We start from the raw sequence: 18838 nt of genomic DNA on the forward strand, positions 1-18838 counted from the left end.
AGTCTGACCCTCAGCTTTTCGAGCGCCTGCATAGCGCCCTCTCCGTTCCCTCCCCCTTGCGGGGGAGGGTCAAGGAGGGGGGTGCCGCACGGCACGGCCCGTCGGTTCTAGCGCTTGGGAGGCGGGAGATCTGTTGCTGCCGGCCCGCCCGCTTCAAGCATCCCTCCCGGGGCTACCCCCCTCCCCAACCCTACCCCGCAAGGGGGGAGGGAACGCACCGCCGTTGCGGCGCAAAAGGGCCACCCCATGACCGCTCTTTCCGCCCTCATTCGCCGGGACGTCCGGATCGCGCTCCGCGTCGGCGGCGGGGCGCTGATCGGCGTGCTGTTCTTCCTGACCGTCGTGGTGCTGATGCCGTTCGCGGTGGGACCGGACCTGGCGCTGCTGTCGCGGCTCGGGCCGGCGATCCTGTGGCTCGGCGCGCTGCTGGCGAGCCTGCTCACCCTGGATCGGCTGTTCATGGCCGACCATGAGGACGGCTCGCTCGACCTGATCACGATGAGCCGGACGCCGCTGGAACTCACCTGCGCCGCCAAGGCGCTGGCGCATTGGCTGGCCGCGGGCCTGCCGCTGATTGTCGCAACCCCCGTGCTGGGCCTGCTGCTCAACCTCGACATGGTCGCAACCGGCGCGGTGGCGCTGACGCTTTTGGCCGGTACTCCGGCCCTGACCTTCACCGGCATGATCGGCGCGGCGCTGGCGGTGACCCTGCACCGCGGCGGACTTCTGATGGCGGTGCTGGTGCTGCCGCTGTCGATCCCGGTGCTGATCTTCGGGGTTGCGGCCTCGCAGGCCGTGATCGTCGGTCCCATGTCGTTCGGCGCGCCGTTCTCGATCCTGTGCGCGCTGTCGCTGGTCAGCCTCGTGATCGGCCCTTTCGCGGCTGCGGCGAGCCTTCGGCACGGATTAGACTGACCTTGACCCCGATCAATTTTCGCTGCGGCCTTTCGTGCTGATTGCCTGAGCGACCACCGGTGATTATCAGAATACCATGACGCTGATCGACCTCGCCAACCCAACACGGTTCCTCGCGCTGACAGCGCGGGTGTTGCCGTGGCTTGCGGCCGCGACCGTCATCCTGCTCACCGTCGGCCTGTATCAGTCCGCCTACGCGCCCGACGACTATCAGCAGGGCGCGACCGTGAAGATCATGTTCATTCACGTGCCCAACGCCTGGCTCTCGATGTTCGTGTGGGGCGTGATGAGCATCGCCTCGCTCGGCACGCTGGTGTGGCGGCACCCGCTTGCCGACGTCGCCGCGAAAGCGGCCGCACCGATCGGCGCCGCCTTCACCTTCCTCGCGCTGCTCACGGGATCGCTGTGGGGCCGGCCGATGTGGGGCACCTATTGGGAATGGGACGCGCGGCTGACCTCGGTGCTGATTCTCTTCCTGATGTATCTCGGCCTGATGGCGTTGTGGCGCGCGGTCGACGATCCTTCCCGCGCGGCGCGCGCCGCCGCCGTGCTGACCCTGGTCGGTGCGATCAACCTGCCCATCATCAAGTTCTCCGTCGACTGGTGGAACACGCTGCACCAGCCGGCCTCGGTGATGCGCATGGGCGGCTCGACGCTCGACAAATCGTTCCTGATCCCGCTGCTGGTGATGGCGGTCGCGTTCACGCTGCTGTTCGTCACGCTGCACCTGGCTGCGATGCGCAACGAGATCCTGCGCCGCCGCGTCCGCTCGCTGCAGATGATGCAAGCGAGCCGTGTCGCGTTTTCGAGCGACGTGGGCGGCGGTTCAAACGCGTCAAAAGAAGTTGGGGCCGCATGACCATGTCGCTCGGTCCTTACGCATCCTTCATCGTGATGTCCTACGCGGCTGCGGCCATCGTGGTGGCGATCCTGATCGGCTGGATCGTGCTCGACTATCGCAACCAGACCCGGCGCCTGCGCGACCTCGAACGCAGCGGCATCACCCGCCGCTCGGGCCGCAGCGCGATGGATACGCCAAGAACGATCACATGAACGATCAATCGACCTCCGCGACGCCGCAGCGCCGCACCTTCCTGATGGTGCTGCCGCTGATCGCCTTCATCGGGCTCGCACTGTTGTTCTGGTTCCGGCTCGGCAGCGGCGATCCCTCGCGGATTCCTTCCGCGCTGATCGGGCGGCCGGCGCCGCAGACCACGTTGCCGCCGCTCGACGGATTGCAGGCTGATAATGCGCAGGTGCCCGGGCTCGATCCCGCCGCCTTCAAGGGCAAGGTGAGTCTCGTCAATGTCTGGGCGTCCTGGTGCGTGCCGTGCCACGACGAGGCGCCGCTGTTGACCGAGCTCGCCAAGGACACACGTTTCCAGCTCGTCGGCATCAACTACAAGGACGCGCCCGACAACGCGCGGCGCTTCCTGGGGCGCTACGGCAACCCGTTCGGCCGCGTCGGCGTGGACGCCAACGGCCGCGCCTCGATCGAATGGGGCGTCTATGGCGTGCCCGAGACCTTCGTCGTCGGACGCGAAGGCACCATCGTCTACAAGCTGGTCGGGCCGATCACGCCGGACAATTTGCGGACGGTGTTGTTGCCGCAGATGGAGAAGGCGTTGAAGGCGGGGAGCTGACCTCTCGTGCCCCGGACGCTGCGCAGCGCTTCTTCAGCGGTGCGCTGCAGAGCCGGGGCCCATGTAGCCACGACTGCATTTCTGAAGAGAGTCTGGGTCCCGGCTCGCGCGTCCGGGACACGGGACCTACCTGTTCCTCACGTCCCCCGCCTCGGCCTCGCTCGTCTCCAGCGACACCGGTTCGAGGTGATAGCGCTTGGTCAGCGGCATCTGGGCGATGGCGAAGATCATGGTCAGCGGCGTCACGCCGAACACCTTGAAATTCACCCAGAAGTCCGTGCTCTGGGTGCGCCAGACGATCTCGTTCAGCACGGCCATGCCGGCGAAGAACAACGCCCAGCGCAGCGTGAGGATGCGCCAGCCTTGCGGCGTCAGGTTGAACATCTGGTCGAACATGACGGCGATGAAGGAGCGGCCGAACAGGAGACCGCCGCCGAGGATCGCGGCGAACAGGCCGTAGATGATGGTCGGCTTGACCTTGATGAAGGTCTCGTCGTGCAGCACCAGCGTCAGCGTGCCGAACACCAGCACGATCACGCCTGTCACGATCGCCATGATCGGGACGTGGCGCGTCACCACGTAGGAGGCGGCCATCGCCGCCACGATCGCAACCATGAAGGCGCCGGTCGCGGCGAACAAATTGAACTTCGCATTCACGAAGAAGAAAACGAGCAGCGGACCGAGCTCGGTCGCCAGCTTGAACAGCGGATGCGGCTGGGTCTTGTCCATTCTCAGCTTTCGATTCCGGCAATCGCGCGGGCGAAATCGCGCGCGGTAAACGGCGCGAGATCCTCGACGCCTTCGCCGACGCCGATGAAATGCACCGGCAGTTTGAATTTCTCCGCGAGCGCCACCAAGATGCCGCCACGCGCCGTGCCGTCCAGCTTCGTCATCACGAGGCCGGTGACCCCGGCGGTGCGATGGAAGGCCTCGACCTGCGACAGCGCGTTCTGGCCGACGGTGGCATCGAGCACAAGCAGCACCGCATGCGGCGCAGTGTCGTCCACCTTGCGGATGACGCGCACGACCTTTTCGAGCTCGTTCATCAGCTCGGACTTGTTCTGCAGCCGTCCGGCGGTGTCGATCAGGAGCACGTCGATGTTCTGTTCCTTCGCCGCCGTCAGCGCGCTGAAGGCGAGGCTGGCCGAATCCGATCCCTGCGCTCCGGCGATGACCGGAGTCCTGGTGCGCTCGCCCCAGACCTTGAGCTGCTCGATGGCCGCTGCGCGAAAGGTGTCGCCGGCGGCCAGCATCACCTTGCGACCTTCGGAGGCGAACTTTTGCGAGAGCTTGCCGATGGTGGTGGTCTTGCCGGAACCGTTGACGCCGACGACGAGAATGACGAACGGCTTCTTGCCCGCGTCGATCTCGAGCGGCCTCGCGACCGGCGCCAGCACCTTCTCGACCTCCGTCGCGACGACGTCCTTGACCTCGTCCGCCGAGATCGCCTTGTCATAGCGCCCCGTGCCGACGGCGTCCGCGATCCGCACCGCGACCTGGGTGCCGAGGTCGGCGCGCAGCAGCACGTCCTCGATGTCGTCGAGCATGGCCCGGTCGAGCTTGCGCTTGGTGACGAGATCGGCGACCGCGGTCCCGAGCGAGGACGAGGTACGCTTCAGCCCGTTGGACAGGCGGCGCCACCAGCTCAGCTTGGGGGGGATCTGACGTGGTATCGTTCATGATGCTCGTGCCGACGATTTGAAGTTCCTACTCTCTTGCCGCAAGTCCGGTTAGGAACTTCAAATCGAAGAGCGGAACGAGAAGATATTGTTGCCAGTGCGGCCCTGGATTTGGCATTCGCTTCGCGTTTCTCAGCGGCTGCCGAGCGAATGCCAAATCCACCGCGCTGGTGTGTTAGCCGTTCCAGCCCGTAAACGAAAGTCTTGCAATTGCTCGATGTTCCCGAATTGACCGCCGACGAGATCCTGGCGCGCGTGCTCCATCGCGACGGGCTGATGCTGGTCATCGACAAGCCGGCCGGCCTGCCCGTGCATCGCGGTCCCAAGGGCGGCGCGAACCTCGAAGCATCGTTCGACGCACTCCGCTTCGGCCTGCCGCGGCCGCCGGTGCTGGCCCACCGGCTGGACAAGGACACCTCCGGTTGTCTCGTGCTCGGCCGCCACCGGAAAGCGACGGCCTCGCTCGGCCTGCTGTTCAAGCATGGCAAGATCGGCAAGACCTACTGGACCGTGGTCGAGGGCGGCCCTGCCGAGAACGAAGGCATCATCGACATGCCGCTCGGCCGGCTCAATGCCGAACGCGGCTGGTGGCAGAAGCCCGATCCCGAGGGCCAGAAGGCGATCACCAACTGGAAAGTGATGGGCCGGGGCGACGGCCTGACCTGGCTCGCCATGGAACCGGTGACCGGCCGGACCCATCAATTGCGGGTGCATTCGGCCGCGACCGGCTGGCCGATCTTCGGCGATAACATTTACGGCAACGGCCCGCGCTTCGGCGAGCCGCGGCTGCACCTGCATTCCCGCGAGATCGTGGTGCCGATCTCCCGGAACAAGGAACCTATCCGCGTGGTGGCGCCGGCCCCGCCCCACATGCACGAGCGGCTCCGCGCCTGCGGCTGGAACGGAGAATAGCCCGCCCGGGCGCATGGTTTACGAAACGTTCAGTGCTCGCCTCTAATGATAACGGTTGCTTAGGACAAGCTTCCGTCAATCCGCTCAGGACGAGCACGCGTCATGTTGAACGCTAAGCTATCGATCATCGATGAGGTCGAATCCGCGATCCGGATAGGCTCGGCGGAAAAAGGCCTGGAAACGGCCCGGCGCGTCACCGACCTGTTCCTCTCCTCCGCAGGCAGCTTCAGCGACGAGCAGATCGCCCTGTTCGATGACGTGCTCGAGCGGCTGATCGCCACCATCGAGCTGCGCGCCATCGCCGACATGGGCGCGCGCGTCGCGCTCGCCGAGATCAGCGCACAGCTCGCGCCAATCGCCCAGGCCCCGCCTTCCGTGATCCGCCGTCTCGCCAACAACGACGAGATTCGCATCGCCGGCCCCGTGCTGCAGGAATCCGCGCGCCTCGACGACGGCGAGCTGGTGAAGATCGCATCATCCAAGGGTGAGCCGCATCTGCTCGCGGTCGCCGGCCGCTGGTGGCTGAAGGAGATCGTCACCGATGCGCTGCTGGCGCGCCGCTATCCCAGCGTCAGCCGGCGGCTTGCCGCCAATCCCGGCGCGCGCGTTTCCGGCAACGGATTTGCCGTCATCGTCGGACAGGCCGAAAGGGATCCGGAGCTCGCCGTCAGCGTCGGTGTCCGCGTCGACCTGCCCTCCGCGCAGCGCCGCCGGTTGCTGCGTTCGGCAACGGATGCCGTTCGCACCCGCCTGCTGTCGCGCGCACCGCCAGATCTGTTCGAGGAAATCCAGAACGCGATCGCCGCCGTCACTGCCGGCGTCGAGCGCGAGATGTCAGGCGTGCGCGACTTTGAAGGCGCCAAGCGTGCCATCGCATATCTCGAGGCCACCGGCCGGCTCAGCGAAGCGACGCTGTTTGGCTTCGCCAGGCAGCGGCGCTACGAGGAGACCGTCGCGGCCCTGGCAGCGCTGTCCGAATCGACCGTCGAAGTAATTCGCCCGCTGATGCAAAGCCTCCGCGAGGACGGCCTGCTGGTGCCGTGCAAGGCGGCGCAACTCAGCTGGGAAACGACCGCGGCCGTGCTCGAAAGCCGCTTCGCCACCGGCGCGATGAAGCCGGCGGACCTTGCGAGGGCACAAGGCCATTTCGCCCGCATGACGCTGGAGAACGCGCAGCGGACGCTGCGGTTCTGGCAGGTGCGGGCGTCTTAAGAGGTGCGTTTGAGCGCGCCGCGCACCACACACCCGCTGTCATCACCCGCCTTGTGCGCAATTGCGCACTGGAGCGGGTGATCCAGTATTCCAGAAGCAGTCGTGAGATACGGATAAGCCGCGGCGTACTGGGTCGCCCGGTCAAGCCGGGCGACGACGACTGTTTATGTGGTAAGCCGTTCGCCATCACTGCCGGCAATCCTCAGCGGCACGATGCTGCCCACACGTTCACCTGAGATCGCCACTGGCAGATAATGCTCCGTGCGTCCCTGCCCCTCGCTCTCGATCAGCACATCGCGCGTCGCGCCGATCTCGGCTTGCAGCCGCCGCCGCAAGGCCGCCTCTCCGGCTGAACGCAGCCGCTTCGCACGCTCCTTGATCGCTGGCCCCGCAACCTGCGGCATCCGCGCGGCCGGCGTGCCGGGGCGTGGCGAATAAGGGAAAACGTGCAAGAAGGTGAGGCCACATTCTTCGACGAGATCGAGCGAGCGCGAAAACATCTCCTCGGTCTCGGTCGGGAAGCCCGCGATGATGTCGGCACCGAACGCGATGTCCGGGCGCAGGCGGCGCACCTGGTCGCAGAATGAGATCGCATCCTGGCGCGAATGCCGCCGCTTCATGCGCTTCAGGATCATGTCGTCGCCGGATTGCAGCGACAGATGGAGGTGTGGCATCAGCCGCGAATCATCGGCAATGGCGTCGAGCAGATCGTGATCCGCCTCGATCGAATCGATCGAGGAGATGCGCAGGCGCTTCAGCTCCGGCACGTGCCGAAGGATCTGCCTGGTCAGCATGCCGAGCTTCGGCGCGCCCGGCAGATCGGCGCCGTAGCTGGTGAGATCGACGCCGGTCAGCACGATCTCGGCATGGCCGCGCGCAACCAGCGCCCGCACCTGCTCGACCACCGCGCCCATCGGCACCGAGCGCGAATTGCCGCGGCCGAACGGAATGATGCAGAAGGTGCAGCGATGATCGCAGCCGTTCTGCACCTGCACGAACACGCGCGGCAGGCCGGCAGCAAAACCGTCGATGAGGTGCGGCGCCATCTCCTTCACCGCCATGATGTCGCTGACGGCGATCTTCTCGCTGGCGCCAAGATCGAACGCATCGCGGGCCTCGCGCCAGGCTTGGCTGCGCATCTTGTCGTCATTGCCGACGACGCGATCGACCTCGGCCATGCCAGCGAACATCTCGCTTTGCGTCTGTGCGGCGCAGCCGGTCACGACGATGCGCGCACCGGGCCGTTCGCGCTTCAATTTGCGGATCGACTGGCGCGCCTGCGCCACTGCCTCGTTGGTTACAGCGCAGCTATTGATGACGATGGTGTCGGAAAGACCCGCGCCCTCGGCCTCGCCGCGGATCACCTCGGCCTCGAAGGCATTGAGGCGACAGCCGAAGGTGACGACCTCGACAGCCATTAGCCGACCGGCGCGAACAGCGCCGGATCGAAGGCGCCCTCATATTCGAAGGTCGCCGTGCCCGTCATCAGCACGTGGTCGTCGCGCTCGCGCCATTCGATGCCGAGCTTGCCGCCAGGCAGCGTGATCTCGACATTGCGCTCAGTGCGCTTCAGCCGCGCGGCAGCAACTGCGGTCGCGCAGGCCGCCGAGCCGCACGCCCTGGTCAGGCCCGCGCCGCGCTCCCAGGTGCGGATCGTGATGTGGTCGCGATCGACAATGTGGGCGAGCGTGATGTTGGCGCGCTCGGGGAAGATCGGGTGATTTTCCAGCAGCGGACCAAAACGCTCGATATCGTAGGCGTTGACGTCATCGACCCAGAAGATCGCATGCGGGTTGCCCATGCTGACCACCGAGGGCGAATGCAGGATCGGATTGTCGATCGGCCCGATCTGCAATTCGATGTAACGAGTGTCGCGAAACTCTTCCGCGAGCGGGATGTCCTGCCAGTCGAACTTCGGTGCGCCCATATCGACGGTGTAGAGGTCGGGCGCCGGGCCCTGCCAGCAGTTGAGCAAGCCCGCAGCCGTCTCGAAGGTCGCCGTGGTCTGCCCGGTCTTCTCGAAGATGCGCCGCACCACGCAGCGCATGCCGTTGCCGCAGGCGCCGGCCTCCGAGCCGTCATTATTGTAGATGCGAATGAAGGCTTCGGTGCCGTCCAGCCGCGGCTTCTGGAGCACCATGAGCTGGTCGTAGGGAACGCCGCCTTGCGCGGACGCCACCGCGCGGGCATCGTCCGGCGTCACCGGCGAGGCGGAATCGCGCATGTCGACAACGACGATCTCGTTGCCGATGCCGTTCATCTTGGCAAATGCGTGGTTGGCCAGGGCGCTCATGAAAAATCCCGAATTTCGCCCGCCTTATATGGCGATCCTCGGTGGCTTGGCCAGTGATTTGCCGCCGATTGGCATGACGCATCTGTCATGGGACGAATTTGGCGCTCGCGTGTTAGAACGGCGAAGTTCGCGCGAACCGGGACGCGCGGCCGGGCCGCATAGCCGGATTTTGGCCTTGATGCGCAAGGTCTTAATGCGCGAGGTCTTAATGCGCGAGGTCTTGGAGAGAAAAGAATGATCAGGTTTCGTCGTCTCGCTCTGGCCGCGCTGATCCCGGCAGCGGCCCTTTCGCTTGGACTGTCCGGCGCTCTGGCGCAAACCCCGAGCCCGGCCCCTGCAGCGTCGGCAAGTCCCTCGCCGGCCCCGTCGGCTGCGCCCTCCCCGGCCGTGAGCGCTTCGCCCGCGCCCGTGGCGACGCCGTCGCCTGCCGCCAGCGCCTCGCCCGAAGCATCGCCCTCACCCGCGGCAAGCGCCTCACCCAGCCCGGCGGCACCACCACCCGCTGCAGCCGCCAGCCCCGCTCCGGTGCAGACCGCCGATCCCTTCGGCGAGGAGACCACGCTCGAGGCCAAGAAGGTTGTGATGCTCAAGGGCACCGCAAATTGGGATTCGGCCTTCGATACGCTGATCGACGCCTTCAAGGCGCTGAACGCGCTGCTGGACAAGCAGGGCATCAAGCACGCCGGCAATTCGATGATCGTCTACACCTCGACCGACGACACCGGCTTCACCTTCCTCGCCGAAATCCCGGTCGAGCAGGACCCGAAGAACCTGCCCAAGGACATGAGCATCGGCAAATCGCCGGAAGGCAAGTCGCTGAAATTCGTCCATCGCGGCTCCTACGACAACATGGACAACACTTATGAGGCGATCACCAATCACCTCGACGACAAGAAGCTGGAAGCCAAAGACACCTTCATCGAGGAGTACCTCACCGACCCCCTGAAGACGTCGGAGGACAAGCTCGTGATCAACGTATTCGTGCCACTGAAGTGAGACCCATGAAAAAGCCTGTCGTACTTGCCGCCCTATTCGCCACCACGCTGCTGGCAACGCCAGCACTCGCCAACGATTTTCCGTCCGCGATTTCGGTCAGCGGCGAAGCCATGATTTCCGCGGCGCCCGATCTCGCCCAGATCGATGCTGGCGTCGCCAGCGACGCCAAGTCGGCGAAGGAAGCTTCCGACGCCAACAACGCCGCGATGGGCAAGGTGCTGCTGGCGCTGAAAGGCGCCGGCGTCGCCGAGAAGGATTACCAGACCTCGCGCCTGTCGCTGCAGCCGCAATATGCGACCAACCGCTCGGGCGGCGCCTCGCCCGTGGTCGGCTTCCGTGCCAGCAACCGCGTCACCGTGAAGATTCGCGACGTCACCAAGGTCGCCGGCATCATCGACACGCTGGTCAACGCCGGCGCCAACGACATCGGCAACATCTCCTTCGAGGTGACGCAGGCGTCGAAACTGCTCGACGATGCCCGCGAGCAGGCGGTAGCCGACGCTCGCCGCAAGGCCGAGATCTATGCCAAAGCCACCGGCGTCACGTTAGGTGCTCCTCTCAGTGTCTCCGAAGGCGGCGGCCCGGTGCCGCTGTTCAAGGCGCGGATGGCGCCAGCGCCGATGGCTGCCGCGACCGCCGCCGTTGCGCCGGGTGAGGAAACGCTGTCGGTGACGGTGAATGTGAGCTGGGCCATCAAGCCCAAGGAGCAGTAGGTCTCGTAGGAGGTACGCTGCCTGCTCCATATACAGTTGTCGTCCCCGCCTAGTGCGCAATTGCGCCCGGGGCGCGGGGACCCATAACCACAGGGAGCGGTTGTGGCGCGATGGTGGTAACCACGAGTCTTCGCCAAACCTCTCCCTGTGGTTATGGGTCCCGGATCTGCGCTTCGCTTGTCCGGGACGACAGCGAAGAATGACGCTAAATCTCCACCACCTGCCCAGGCTTCATCGCCACGAACCGCTCCTGCGGAATCTTCGCGGCATCGAGCGCTTCCACCAGCGCCTTGGCCGGCGCATCGATCGCTTCATCGGTGAGCTGGAACGTCCCGTGATGATGCCCGAGCGCTTCCTGCGCGCCGCAATCCGATAGCGCCTTCACCGCATCCTCCGGATTCATGTGCTGGTCGCGCATGAACCAGCGCGGCTCGTAGGCGCCGATCGGGAGGATCGCCAGGCGCAGCGGCCCGTGCTTCTCGGCGACGCGGCGGAAATGCCCGCCATCGCCATAGCCGGAATCGCAGACGACGTAGACCTTCCCGGCCGGCGTCTCCAGCACGAAGCTCGCCCACAGCGCCTTGTTGCGGTCGAACATTCCGCGCGCCGACCAATGCCGGGTCGGGACCAGATGCACGGCGATGCCGCCGCCCAGCTCGACGCGATCATGCCAGTCGAACGCTTCTGCCTTGATCGCGGGATCGGCATCGCGCATCGCGAGGTCATTGCCGAGCGGCGTGACCACGCGCGGCGCAAAATTCTTGGCGAGCCGCGACAGCGTCGCGATGTCGAGATGATCGTAGTGCCCGTGCGAGACCAGCACGACGTCAATCTTCGGCAGCTTGTCGAACACAATGCCGGGATCGTTGTGCCGCTTCGGTCCGGCGAAGCTGACGGGCGAGACCCGCATCGACCAGACCGGATCGACGAGGATGTTGAGCCCGCCGGCCTGGATCAGCCAGCTGGCGTGGCCGACGAAGGAGAGCCGTATCTTGTCGCCGTCGACGCGGGCCGGCGGGATGTCGGCGTGGGGGCTCGGCACCCAGTCGGGCCAGGTCTCGCGCTTCCGACCGCCCCCGAACTGCCAGCGAAACACCTCGCCGAGCGCCTTCGGCGGCGCACCGTCGGGATCGAAGAAGTGCAGGCCGTCAAAATGATCGGAGACGGGGCCGTCGTAGGTTTTCATGCGGGCGATCCAGATGGACGGGACACCGACCAGCGCGCCTGTCCCGGCAAAAAGTCCAAACAGGCGTCGGCGGGTGATCGGCATGGTCGGGCTTCAGGGGCGGCGGCGGAGGTAAGTCATCACCGGCTATATGGGCCGGACCGCCGAAAAAGGAACCCGTCGCCGGAAAGGTCATGTTTTCAAGGCCTTGCCCTGGCAATGGCGCCCCGGCACCCTAACTTTCCTTGACTTTTGGGCGTGGGCAGCGTTTAACCCCGCCACTTTCTCGGAAAGGCTTTCTTTTCGACCCGCCGACTGGCCCTGGAGGCCAGAGGTCAACGCCCGACAGCGCTGTGCGCCCTCGGGCGCAACGGTGTTTGGAAGATCGCCTTTCTGGCGAGCAGGACAGGGGACAACGGCATTGTTCGACAATCTGTCGGAAAGGCTTGGCGGCATCCTCGATCGCCTGACGGGGCGCGGTGCGCTGACCGAAAAGGACGTCGACGCCGCGATGCGCGAGGTGCGCCGCGCACTGCTGGAGGCCGACGTTGCGCTCGAAGTGGTGCGCAGCTTCACCGAACGCGTCCGCGAACAGGCGATCGGCGCCACCGTCGTCAAGTCGGTGACCCCCCGGCCAGATGGTGGTCAAGATCGTCCATGACGAGCTGATCAACACACTCGGCGCCGAAAGCCAGACCATCGACGTCAATTCCGTGCCGCCGGTGCCGATAATGATGGTCGGCCTGCAAGGCTCCGGTAAGACGACGACCACCGCGAAGCTCGCCCGCCGCCTGGTCCAGCGCGACAAGCGCAAGGTGCTGATGGCTTCGCTCGACGTCTATCGCCCGGCGGCGATGGAACAGTTGGCCGTGCTCGGCCGCGATCTCGACATTCCAACGCTTCCGATCGTCGCCGGCCAGCAGCCGCCGCAAATTGCAAAACGCGCGCTGGAGGCCGGCAAGCTCGGCGGCTACGACATCGTGCTGCTCGACACCGCCGGCCGTACCACGCTCGATGAAGAGATGATGGCGGAGGCAGCCGCGATCAAAGCCGCCGCCAATCCGCACGAAGTGCTGCTGGTTGCGGATAGCTTGACCGGCCAGGACGCCGTGAATCTTGCGCGCTCGTTCGACCAGCGCGTCGGCCTCACCGGCATCGTGCTGACCCGTGTCGACGGTGACGGCCGCGGCGGCGCCGCGCTGTCGATGCGCGCGGTCACCGGCAAGCCGATCAAGCTGATCGGCACCGGTGAAAAGACCGACGCGCTGGAAGACTTCCATCCCGACCGTATCGCCAGCCGTATCCTCGGCATGGGCGACGTGGTCTCGCTAGTCGAACGTGCCGCCGCCAACATCGACGCCGAGAAGGCCGCGCGCACCGCCGAGCGCATGCGCAAGGGTCAGTTCGACCTCAACGACATGCGCGAGCAGCTGTTGCAGATGGCGAACATGGGCGGCATCAGCGGGCTGATGGGCATGATGCCCGGCATCGCCAAGATGAAGAACCAGATCGCGGCTGCCGGCATCGACGACAAGATCCTGAAGCGCCAGGTCGCGGTCATCGATTCCATGACGCGCGAGGAGCGGCGTCATCCCGACCTGCTCAAGGCCAGCCGCAAGAAGCGTATCGCCGCCGGAAGCGGCCAGAGCGTCGAGCAGGTCAACAAGCTGCTCAAGATGCATCGGAACATGGCCGACGTGATGAAGGCCATGGGCTCGGGCAAGCGCGGCCCGCTCGCCGGCATCGCACAAGCCATGGGCTTTGGCGGCGGCATGAAGATGCCGTCTCCCGAAGAGATGAAGGCGCTCCAGGAAAAGATGCAGAGTGGCGGCGGACAGGGTCTGCCCAATTTGCCGAAGGATCTGCCGGCCGGTCTTCGCCAGGGTCTGCCGAACGTTCCCGGCCTGACCGGGCTGAGCGGCAAGCCGTTGCTGCCGGGCCTCGGCGGCTTTCCGGGCAAGAAGAAATGAGGAATTCGTCGCACGGGATCGTAAGCGTCCCGCGCAACGCGGAATACCAATCAACCGAACAAGCAGTACTTTGAAGGAGAACTAGATGTCCGTCGTTATCCGCCTCGCTCGCGCAGGCACCAAGAAGCGTCCCGTCTATCACGTCGTCGTCGCCGACTCGCGCTTTCCGCGCGACGGCCGCTTCATCGAGCGTCTCGGCTATTTCAACCCGCTGCTGCCGAAGGACAATGAGGCACGCCTCAAGCTCGACATGGAGAAGGTGAAGGCCTGGGTCGCCAAGGGCGCGCAGCCGTCCGACCGCGTGATGCGTTTCCTCGACGCCGCCGGCGTCAAGAAGCGCGAAGCGCGCAACAACCCGCAGAAGGCCGTGCCGCGCAAGGAGCGCAAGGCGCAGGCCGAAGCCGCCGCCAAGGCCTAAGGCTAGAACATGTCGGCGCTGGTCTGCGTCGCGCGGATCGGCGCCGCGCATGGTGTGCGCGGTGCGGTCAAACTGTGGACCTTCACCGAAGATCCCTTTGCCATCAGGCGCTACGGTCCGCTTCTGTCCAAAGACGGCAAGCGCCAGTTCGAGGTCGCGCAGGCGCGCGAGGCCAAGGATCATCTGGTCGCGACGTTCAAGGGCGTCACGACCCGCGATGAGGCCGAGCGCCTCAACGGCGTCGAACTGTACGTCGCGCGCGAAAAAACTGCCCGCGACCGATGATGACGAATATTACCACACCGACCTGATCGGGCTCGCCGCCGTCACCACTGATGGCGACGCGCTCGGCCGCGTCGTCGCGATCCATAATTTCGGTGCCGGCGACATCATCGAGATCGCACCACCCAAGGGCACGACGCTGCTGCTGCCGTTCTCGAACGCGGTGGTGCCGGAGGTCGATATTGCCGGTGGCCGCGTCGTGATCGAGCTGCCGCAGGAGATCGAGGGCGATGATCGGGACGACGAGAGTCATCCGGACGAAGGCCGGGACCCATAACCACAGGCAGTGGTTTTGGCTAAGCTGGCGGCCCCAGCCATCGCAAAACTGGCTGCGGTGATTATGGGTCCCGGGCTCGCGCTTCGCGCGCCCCGGGACGACGAGAATGGGATGCAATGACAAACCCCTCACCCTGGCGCGCGACGGTGCTGACGCTGTTTCCGGACATGTTTCCGGGACCGCTGGGCGTGAGCTTGGCTGGCCGAGCTCTGGCATCCGGGCTCTGGGAGATCGAGGCGCGGGACATCCGGGCCTCTGCGACCGATCGCCACCGCAGCGTCGACGACACGCCGGCGGGAGGCGGACCGGGCATGGTGCTGCGGGCGGATGTTCTGGCGGCGGCCATCGATGCCGCCGAGATCAGCTCAGACCGACCGAAGCTCCTGATGAGCCCGCGCGGTCGGCCATTGACCCAGGCCCGTGTCGTGGAGCTCGCCCAGGGCCCGGGCCCCTTGATCGTCTGCGGGCGGTTCGAGGGGGTAGACCAGCGGGTGATCGACGGGCGGGGCCTGGAGGAGATCTCGATCGGCGATTACGTGCTGTCCGGGGGCGAAATCGCGGCTTTGGCGCTGATCGATGCCTGCGTCCGGCTGCTCCCGGGGGTCATGGGCAAGGAGGCCTCTGGAACCGAGGAAAGCTTCTCTGACGGCCTCCTCGAATACCCCCAATACACCCGACCGCAGCTGTTCGAGGGGGCTCCGATCCCCGAAATCCTGACCTCCGGCGACCACGCCAAGGTCGCGGCCTGGCGGCGGGCGGAATCCGAGGCGCTGACGGCGGCCCGGCGGCCCGATTTGTGGGCCCAAATCCCGGCCAAAGTCCAGAATCGGGGCGGACGCCAAAAAAACGCCAAAAAACAAGACAGACGGGTGACAAACGCTCCGGCTTGCCTTATAGGAGCGGCCACATCCGCAATGGCTGGATAAACGAATTTCGCGCAGCCCCCGTTTCCAAGGCTGGGCGCGCCGATGGAGATTTACCCATGAACCTGATCAAGCAGCTCGAACAAGAGCAATTCGACAAGCTCGCCGCCGGCAAGGACATTCCGGAATTCGGTCCCGGCGACACCGTGATCGTCAACGTGAAGGTCGTCGAAGGCGATCGCACCCGCGTGCAGGCCTATGAAGGCGTCTGCATCGGCCGTTCCGGCGGTGGCCTCAACGAGAGCTTCACCGTCCGCAAGATTTCCTACGGTGAGGGCGTTGAGCGCGTGTTCCCGGTGATGTCGCCGATGATCGACTCGATCAAGGTGGTGCGTCGCGGCAAGGTGCGTCGCGCCAAGCTGTATTATCTCCGCAGCCTTCGCGGCAAGTCGGCTCGCATCGTCGAGAAGCAGGACCGCGCGGCCGCCGTCGGCGAGTAATTTCCGCCCACCAGGCAAGTTTCGAAAAGCGCGGGGCCAAACCCCGCGCTTTTTTGTTGCGTCAGCCGCGCGCGTCAAAGCTCTCGCGCTTCCAATTCGGCCTGCTATATATTCCTAGAATGTTTCCAGATCTGACCAGCCTCTCGCCCGTCAAGCGCATCGTCATCGACGATCGCTCGCGGCTGCCTGGCCGGTTCTTCGGACGCTTCGCGACCTCGGCAACGTCAGAGCTTACGCGCGCAGCCTAAAAGCTGCGCTGACGATTCTGTTGCCCGCGCGCCAGCCGCGCAAATCCGCTTATACAACATTCTTTCGGAGCTGACGCTCATGTCCAAGCCGACCACACTGTACGACAAGATCTGGAACGACCATCTGGTGCACGAAGCCGAAGACGGCACCTGCCTGCTCTATATCGACCGCCATCTGGTGCACGAGGTGACCTCGCCGCAGGCGTTCGAAGGCCTGCGCGCGACGGGCCGCAAGGTGCACGCGCCCGAGAAGACGCTCGCCGTCGTCGACCACAACGTGCCGACCACCGATCGCACCAAGCCGAACCCGGATCCAGAGAGCATCGAGCAGATCAAGGCGCTCGCCGAGAACGCCAAGGAATTCGGCATCGAATATTACGACGAGTTCGACAAGCGCCAGGGCATCGTTCACGTCATCGGCCCCGAGCAGGGCTTTACCCTGCCCGGCACCACCATCGTCTGCGGTGACAGCCACACCTCGACGCATGGCGCGTTCGGCGCGCTCGCGCACGGCATCGGCACTTCCGAGGTCGAGCACGTGCTGGCGACGCAGACGCTGATCCAGAAGAAGGCAAAGAACATGCGCGTCACCGTCGACGGCAAATTGCCGGAGGGCGTGACGGGCAAGGACATCATCCTGGCCATCATCGGCGAGATCGGCACCGCGGGCGGCACCGGCTACGTGCTGGAATATGCCGGCGAGGCGATCCGTTCGCTGTCGATGGAAGGCCGCATGACGGTCTGCAACATGTCGATCGAAGGCGGCGCGCGCGCCGGCCTCGTCGCGCCCGACCAGAAGGCCTACGACTTCCTGCGAGACCGTCCGAAGTCGCCGAAGGGCGCGGACTGGGATGCGGCGATGCGCTACTGGGAGAAGCTGCGCTCCGACGAGGGCGCGCATTTCGACCACGAGCTGCGCCTCGATGCTGCAAAGCTGCCGCCGATCGTGACCTGGGGCACGAGCCCTGAGGACGTGATCTCGGTGACCGGCATCGTGCCCGATCCCGACAAGATCGCGGACGAGGCCAAGCGCATCTCCAAGCATCGCGCCTTGAAGTACATGGGCCTGACGGCGGGGACGAAGATCACCGACATCAAGCTCGACCGCGTCTTCATCGGCTCCTGCACCAACGGCCGTATCGAGGACTTACGCGCCGCCGCCAAGATCGCGGAAGGCAAGCAAGTCTCGGCCAGCGTCAACGCCATGGTCGTGCCGGGCTCCGGCATCGTGAAGGAGCAGGCCGAGGCTGAAGGTCTGGACAAGATCTTCATCAAGGCCGGCTTCGAATGGCGCGAGCCGGGCTGCTCGATGTGCCTCGCCATGAACCCGGACAAGCTGAAGCCGGAAGAGCGCTGCGCCTCGACCTCGAACCGCAACTTCGAGGGCCGCCAGGGCTTCAAGGGCCGCACGCATCTCGTCTCGCCGGCAATGGCGGCGGCAGCAGCGATCGCAGGTCACTTCGTCGACGTCAGGGACTGGCGCTGAGCCACTCCCTGCAATTGTAGCGATCGCGGCAAACCGCCGTTAATCGGCATCGCCAACATTGCGTCCTCGCGACGGTTTCGCGGGGACGCAGCCATGGCCAACAAGCCTGAATATGTCGATCTGATCAGCGAGGCGACCCGCCAGCACCGGCGGCGCGCTTCGCCACTGCGCATCGTCGCCAAGCCCGAGGTCGAGCAGACCTCGCGCCTAAGCCGCTGGCCGCCGGCGATGTTCAAGCAGTGGAAGCTCGAGAACCTGACGCGATGGAAGTCCGCGTCGTGGAAGCTGAAGGATTGGCTCTAGGCCACCGGATGAACAAAGGGCGCCGCCGAGGCGCCCTTTTCATTTCAAGCGTATACGATTACGACCTCGACAGAAGGAATTTGAGAAATGACTGTCTACGCGATTGCGCAATTGAAGATGACGGACCGCGCGGCCTATGACCGCTATCAGGCGCGGTTCTTTGACGTGTTCAAGAAATTCAATGGACGGCTGCTTGCAGCCGACGAACATCCGCGCGTGCTCGAAGGCGCATGGCCGCATGACAAGCTGGTCATGATGTCGTTCCCCGACGAGGCCGCGTTTCTCGCCTTCTCAAACTCGCCCGACTACGAAGAGATCTCGCGCGATCGCAAGGCGGGCGCGCAGGCGACCGTGTTGCTGGTCAAGGGATTTGCACCGGGCGGTTAGCGCCACCACGGCCCATAGCTGAACACGAAGGGCGCGGGCACGCCGTAGGGATAAGGCCGGTAGTAGACAGGCCGCGCGTAATAGTGCGGATCATGGGGCGGAGAGTGCCGCGCAACGTCATGGTATCGTGAGGGTCGTCGCGCATCGAAAACCGCTTTCCCGGCCGAAGCATCCGGCACCCTCACACTCTGCGCCGTGGAGGCGCGAGGCAAACCTGCGGCAAGCCCGACGACAACGGCCAATGCAATCCATTTCGCCATGACGACCTCCGCCCTCAACATGCGGGCATCACACGATCGCCTGCAAGTCAGCCCCGACGCCAGTAGCAGCTCATGCGCGGCACGATCACCGTGCCGCTGGGCCGGTATTCCTCCACATAGGTCGCGTTGCACTCGCGGACCGCATCGGGACCAGGGTCGTAACGCGGATAGACACCGTCCGGGACGTAATAGGGCGTGACGCGCAAGCGCGCCGGGGGCCGCTTGCGCGGCGGCGGGGCGTCGGGCGAGGCCGCCGAAACCATAGGTATCACCCTTGACCTCGTCGACATGCAGGTAGGTCTCGGGATGCAGCGGG

Annotated in this window: 20 protein-coding genes and 4 pseudogenes; 17 read left to right on the forward strand and 7 right to left on the reverse strand. The window is 65.3% G+C overall.

The window, feature by feature from the left end:
• Positions 1-246: 246 nt before the first annotated feature.
• The 4 genes from ccmB (at position 247) to AC629_RS20500 (ending at position 2558) form a co-directional block, all read left to right on the forward strand.
• The gene (ccmB, locus tag AC629_RS20485) at positions 247-915 is read left to right on the forward strand and encodes a heme exporter protein CcmB (protein WP_084806818.1); all 669 of its coding nucleotides are present in this window, start codon (positions 247-249) and stop codon (positions 913-915) included.
• 76 nt (positions 916-991) lie between these two features.
• Positions 992-1774 carry a heme ABC transporter permease gene (locus AC629_RS20490; RefSeq protein ID WP_084806819.1) on the forward strand — a complete coding sequence of 261 codons (783 nt, stop codon included), beginning with the start codon at positions 992-994 and terminating at the stop codon, positions 1772-1774.
• Complete coding sequence (gene ccmD / locus AC629_RS20495) at positions 1771-1968, forward strand: heme exporter protein CcmD (RefSeq protein WP_084806820.1); 198 nt, start codon at positions 1771-1773, stop codon at positions 1966-1968. Before AC629_RS20490 ends, ccmD begins: the two co-directional genes overlap by 4 nt.
• Entirely contained in the window at positions 1965-2558 is a 594-nt protein-coding gene (locus AC629_RS20500) for a DsbE family thiol:disulfide interchange protein (protein ID WP_084806821.1), read from the forward strand. Before ccmD ends, AC629_RS20500 begins: the two co-directional genes overlap by 4 nt.
• Before the next feature lie 126 nt (positions 2559-2684).
• Here the strand turns inward: AC629_RS20500 and AC629_RS20505 are convergent, their stop codons facing one another.
• Together AC629_RS20505 and ftsY are read right to left on the reverse strand one after the other, a co-directional pair.
• Complete coding sequence (locus AC629_RS20505) at positions 2685-3287, reverse strand: septation protein A (RefSeq protein ID WP_084806822.1); 603 nt, start codon at positions 3285-3287, stop codon at positions 2685-2687.
• Positions 3288-3289: 2 nt separating this feature from the next.
• A pseudogene (gene ftsY / locus AC629_RS20510) lies at positions 3290-4238 on the reverse strand (signal recognition particle-docking protein FtsY).
• A gap of 209 nt (positions 4239-4447) precedes the next feature.
• Here ftsY and AC629_RS20515 point away from each other — a divergent pair.
• Positions 4448-5149: an RluA family pseudouridine synthase gene (locus tag AC629_RS20515; RefSeq protein WP_084806835.1), complete on the forward strand. Its 702-nt coding sequence runs from the start codon at positions 4448-4450 to the stop codon at positions 5147-5149.
• 102 nt (positions 5150-5251) lie between these two features.
• On the forward strand, positions 5252-6361 hold the full coding sequence (locus tag AC629_RS20520) for a DUF2336 domain-containing protein (RefSeq protein WP_084806824.1): 1110 nt from the start codon (positions 5252-5254) through the stop codon (positions 6359-6361).
• Positions 6362-6525: 164 nt separating this feature from the next.
• Here the strand turns inward: AC629_RS20520 and mtaB are convergent, their stop codons facing one another.
• Positions 6526-7779, reverse strand: coding sequence for a tRNA (N(6)-L-threonylcarbamoyladenosine(37)-C(2))-methylthiotransferase MtaB (gene mtaB / locus AC629_RS20525; RefSeq protein ID WP_084806825.1), 1254 nt, complete (start codon positions 7777-7779; stop codon positions 6526-6528).
• Entirely contained in the window at positions 7779-8654 is an 876-nt protein-coding gene (gene dapF / locus AC629_RS20530; RefSeq protein WP_084806826.1) for a diaminopimelate epimerase, read from the reverse strand. The genes mtaB and dapF overlap by 1 nt, the downstream gene beginning before the upstream one ends.
• On the opposite strand from dapF, the gene AC629_RS20535 reads away from it, so the two are divergent.
• From AC629_RS20535 to AC629_RS20545, 3 genes are read left to right on the forward strand one after another with little or no spacing between them, the layout of a single operon-like run.
• Positions 8653-8892: a hypothetical protein gene (locus AC629_RS20535; RefSeq protein WP_143199298.1), complete on the forward strand. Its 240-nt coding sequence runs from the start codon at positions 8653-8655 to the stop codon at positions 8890-8892. The two genes, dapF and AC629_RS20535, sit on opposite strands and share 2 nt — an antisense overlap.
• Positions 8889-9650 (forward strand): GyrI-like domain-containing protein, encoded by a 762-nt coding sequence (locus AC629_RS20540; protein WP_084806828.1) that lies wholly within the window; start codon positions 8889-8891, stop codon positions 9648-9650. The genes AC629_RS20535 and AC629_RS20540 overlap by 4 nt, the downstream gene beginning before the upstream one ends.
• 5 nt (positions 9651-9655) lie before the next feature.
• Positions 9656-10363, forward strand: coding sequence for an SIMPL domain-containing protein (locus AC629_RS20545; RefSeq protein ID WP_084806829.1), 708 nt, complete (start codon positions 9656-9658; stop codon positions 10361-10363).
• Positions 10364-10568: 205 nt separating this feature from the next.
• On the opposite strand, the gene AC629_RS20550 is transcribed toward AC629_RS20545, so the two are convergent.
• The gene (locus tag AC629_RS20550; RefSeq protein ID WP_084806830.1) at positions 10569-11633 is read right to left on the reverse strand and encodes an MBL fold metallo-hydrolase; all 1065 of its coding nucleotides are present in this window, start codon (positions 11631-11633) and stop codon (positions 10569-10571) included.
• Between the two features lie 316 nt (positions 11634-11949).
• Here AC629_RS20550 and ffh point away from each other — a divergent pair.
• The 8 genes and pseudogenes from ffh to AC629_RS20590 all read left to right on the forward strand — a co-directional run bounded on the left by ffh (position 11950) and on the right by AC629_RS20590 (position 18262).
• Positions 11950-13498 (forward strand): annotated as a pseudogene (gene ffh, locus AC629_RS20555) (signal recognition particle protein).
• 85 nt (positions 13499-13583) lie between these two features.
• Positions 13584-13916: a 30S ribosomal protein S16 gene (gene rpsP, locus AC629_RS20560; protein ID WP_074119184.1), complete on the forward strand. Its 333-nt coding sequence runs from the start codon at positions 13584-13586 to the stop codon at positions 13914-13916.
• A 9-nt stretch (positions 13917-13925) separates the two neighbouring features.
• Positions 13926-14475: pseudogene (rimM, locus tag AC629_RS20565) on the forward strand (ribosome maturation factor RimM).
• Between the two features lie 116 nt (positions 14476-14591).
• A pseudogene (gene trmD, locus AC629_RS20570) lies at positions 14592-15348 on the forward strand (tRNA (guanosine(37)-N1)-methyltransferase TrmD).
• 109 nt (positions 15349-15457) lie between these two features.
• On the forward strand, positions 15458-15838 hold the full coding sequence (gene rplS / locus AC629_RS20575; protein WP_074119181.1) for a 50S ribosomal protein L19: 381 nt from the start codon (positions 15458-15460) through the stop codon (positions 15836-15838).
• Positions 15839-16165: 327 nt separating this feature from the next.
• A complete protein-coding gene (leuC, locus tag AC629_RS20580) occupies positions 16166-17572 on the forward strand; it encodes a 3-isopropylmalate dehydratase large subunit (protein WP_084806831.1) in 1407 nt (468 codons plus the stop codon).
• 93 nt (positions 17573-17665) lie between these two features.
• Positions 17666-17875, forward strand: coding sequence for a hypothetical protein (locus tag AC629_RS20585; protein WP_084806832.1), 210 nt, complete (start codon positions 17666-17668; stop codon positions 17873-17875).
• An 87-nt stretch (positions 17876-17962) separates the two neighbouring features.
• Positions 17963-18262: a DUF1330 domain-containing protein gene (locus AC629_RS20590; RefSeq protein WP_084806833.1), complete on the forward strand. Its 300-nt coding sequence runs from the start codon at positions 17963-17965 to the stop codon at positions 18260-18262.
• On the opposite strand, the gene AC629_RS20595 is transcribed toward AC629_RS20590, so the two are convergent.
• Positions 18259-18522 (reverse strand): hypothetical protein, encoded by a 264-nt coding sequence (locus AC629_RS20595; protein ID WP_084806836.1) that lies wholly within the window; start codon positions 18520-18522, stop codon positions 18259-18261. The genes AC629_RS20590 and AC629_RS20595 overlap by 4 nt on opposite strands.
• Positions 18523-18569: 47 nt before the next feature.
• Positions 18570-18812, reverse strand: coding sequence for a hypothetical protein (locus AC629_RS20600; protein ID WP_084806834.1), 243 nt, complete (start codon positions 18810-18812; stop codon positions 18570-18572).
• Between the last annotated feature and the right edge of the window lie 26 nt (positions 18813-18838).

The sequence above is a fragment of the Bradyrhizobium sp. NAS80.1 genome (genome assembly GCF_001908205.1).
Classification (GTDB): domain Bacteria; phylum Pseudomonadota; class Alphaproteobacteria; order Rhizobiales; family Xanthobacteraceae; genus Bradyrhizobium.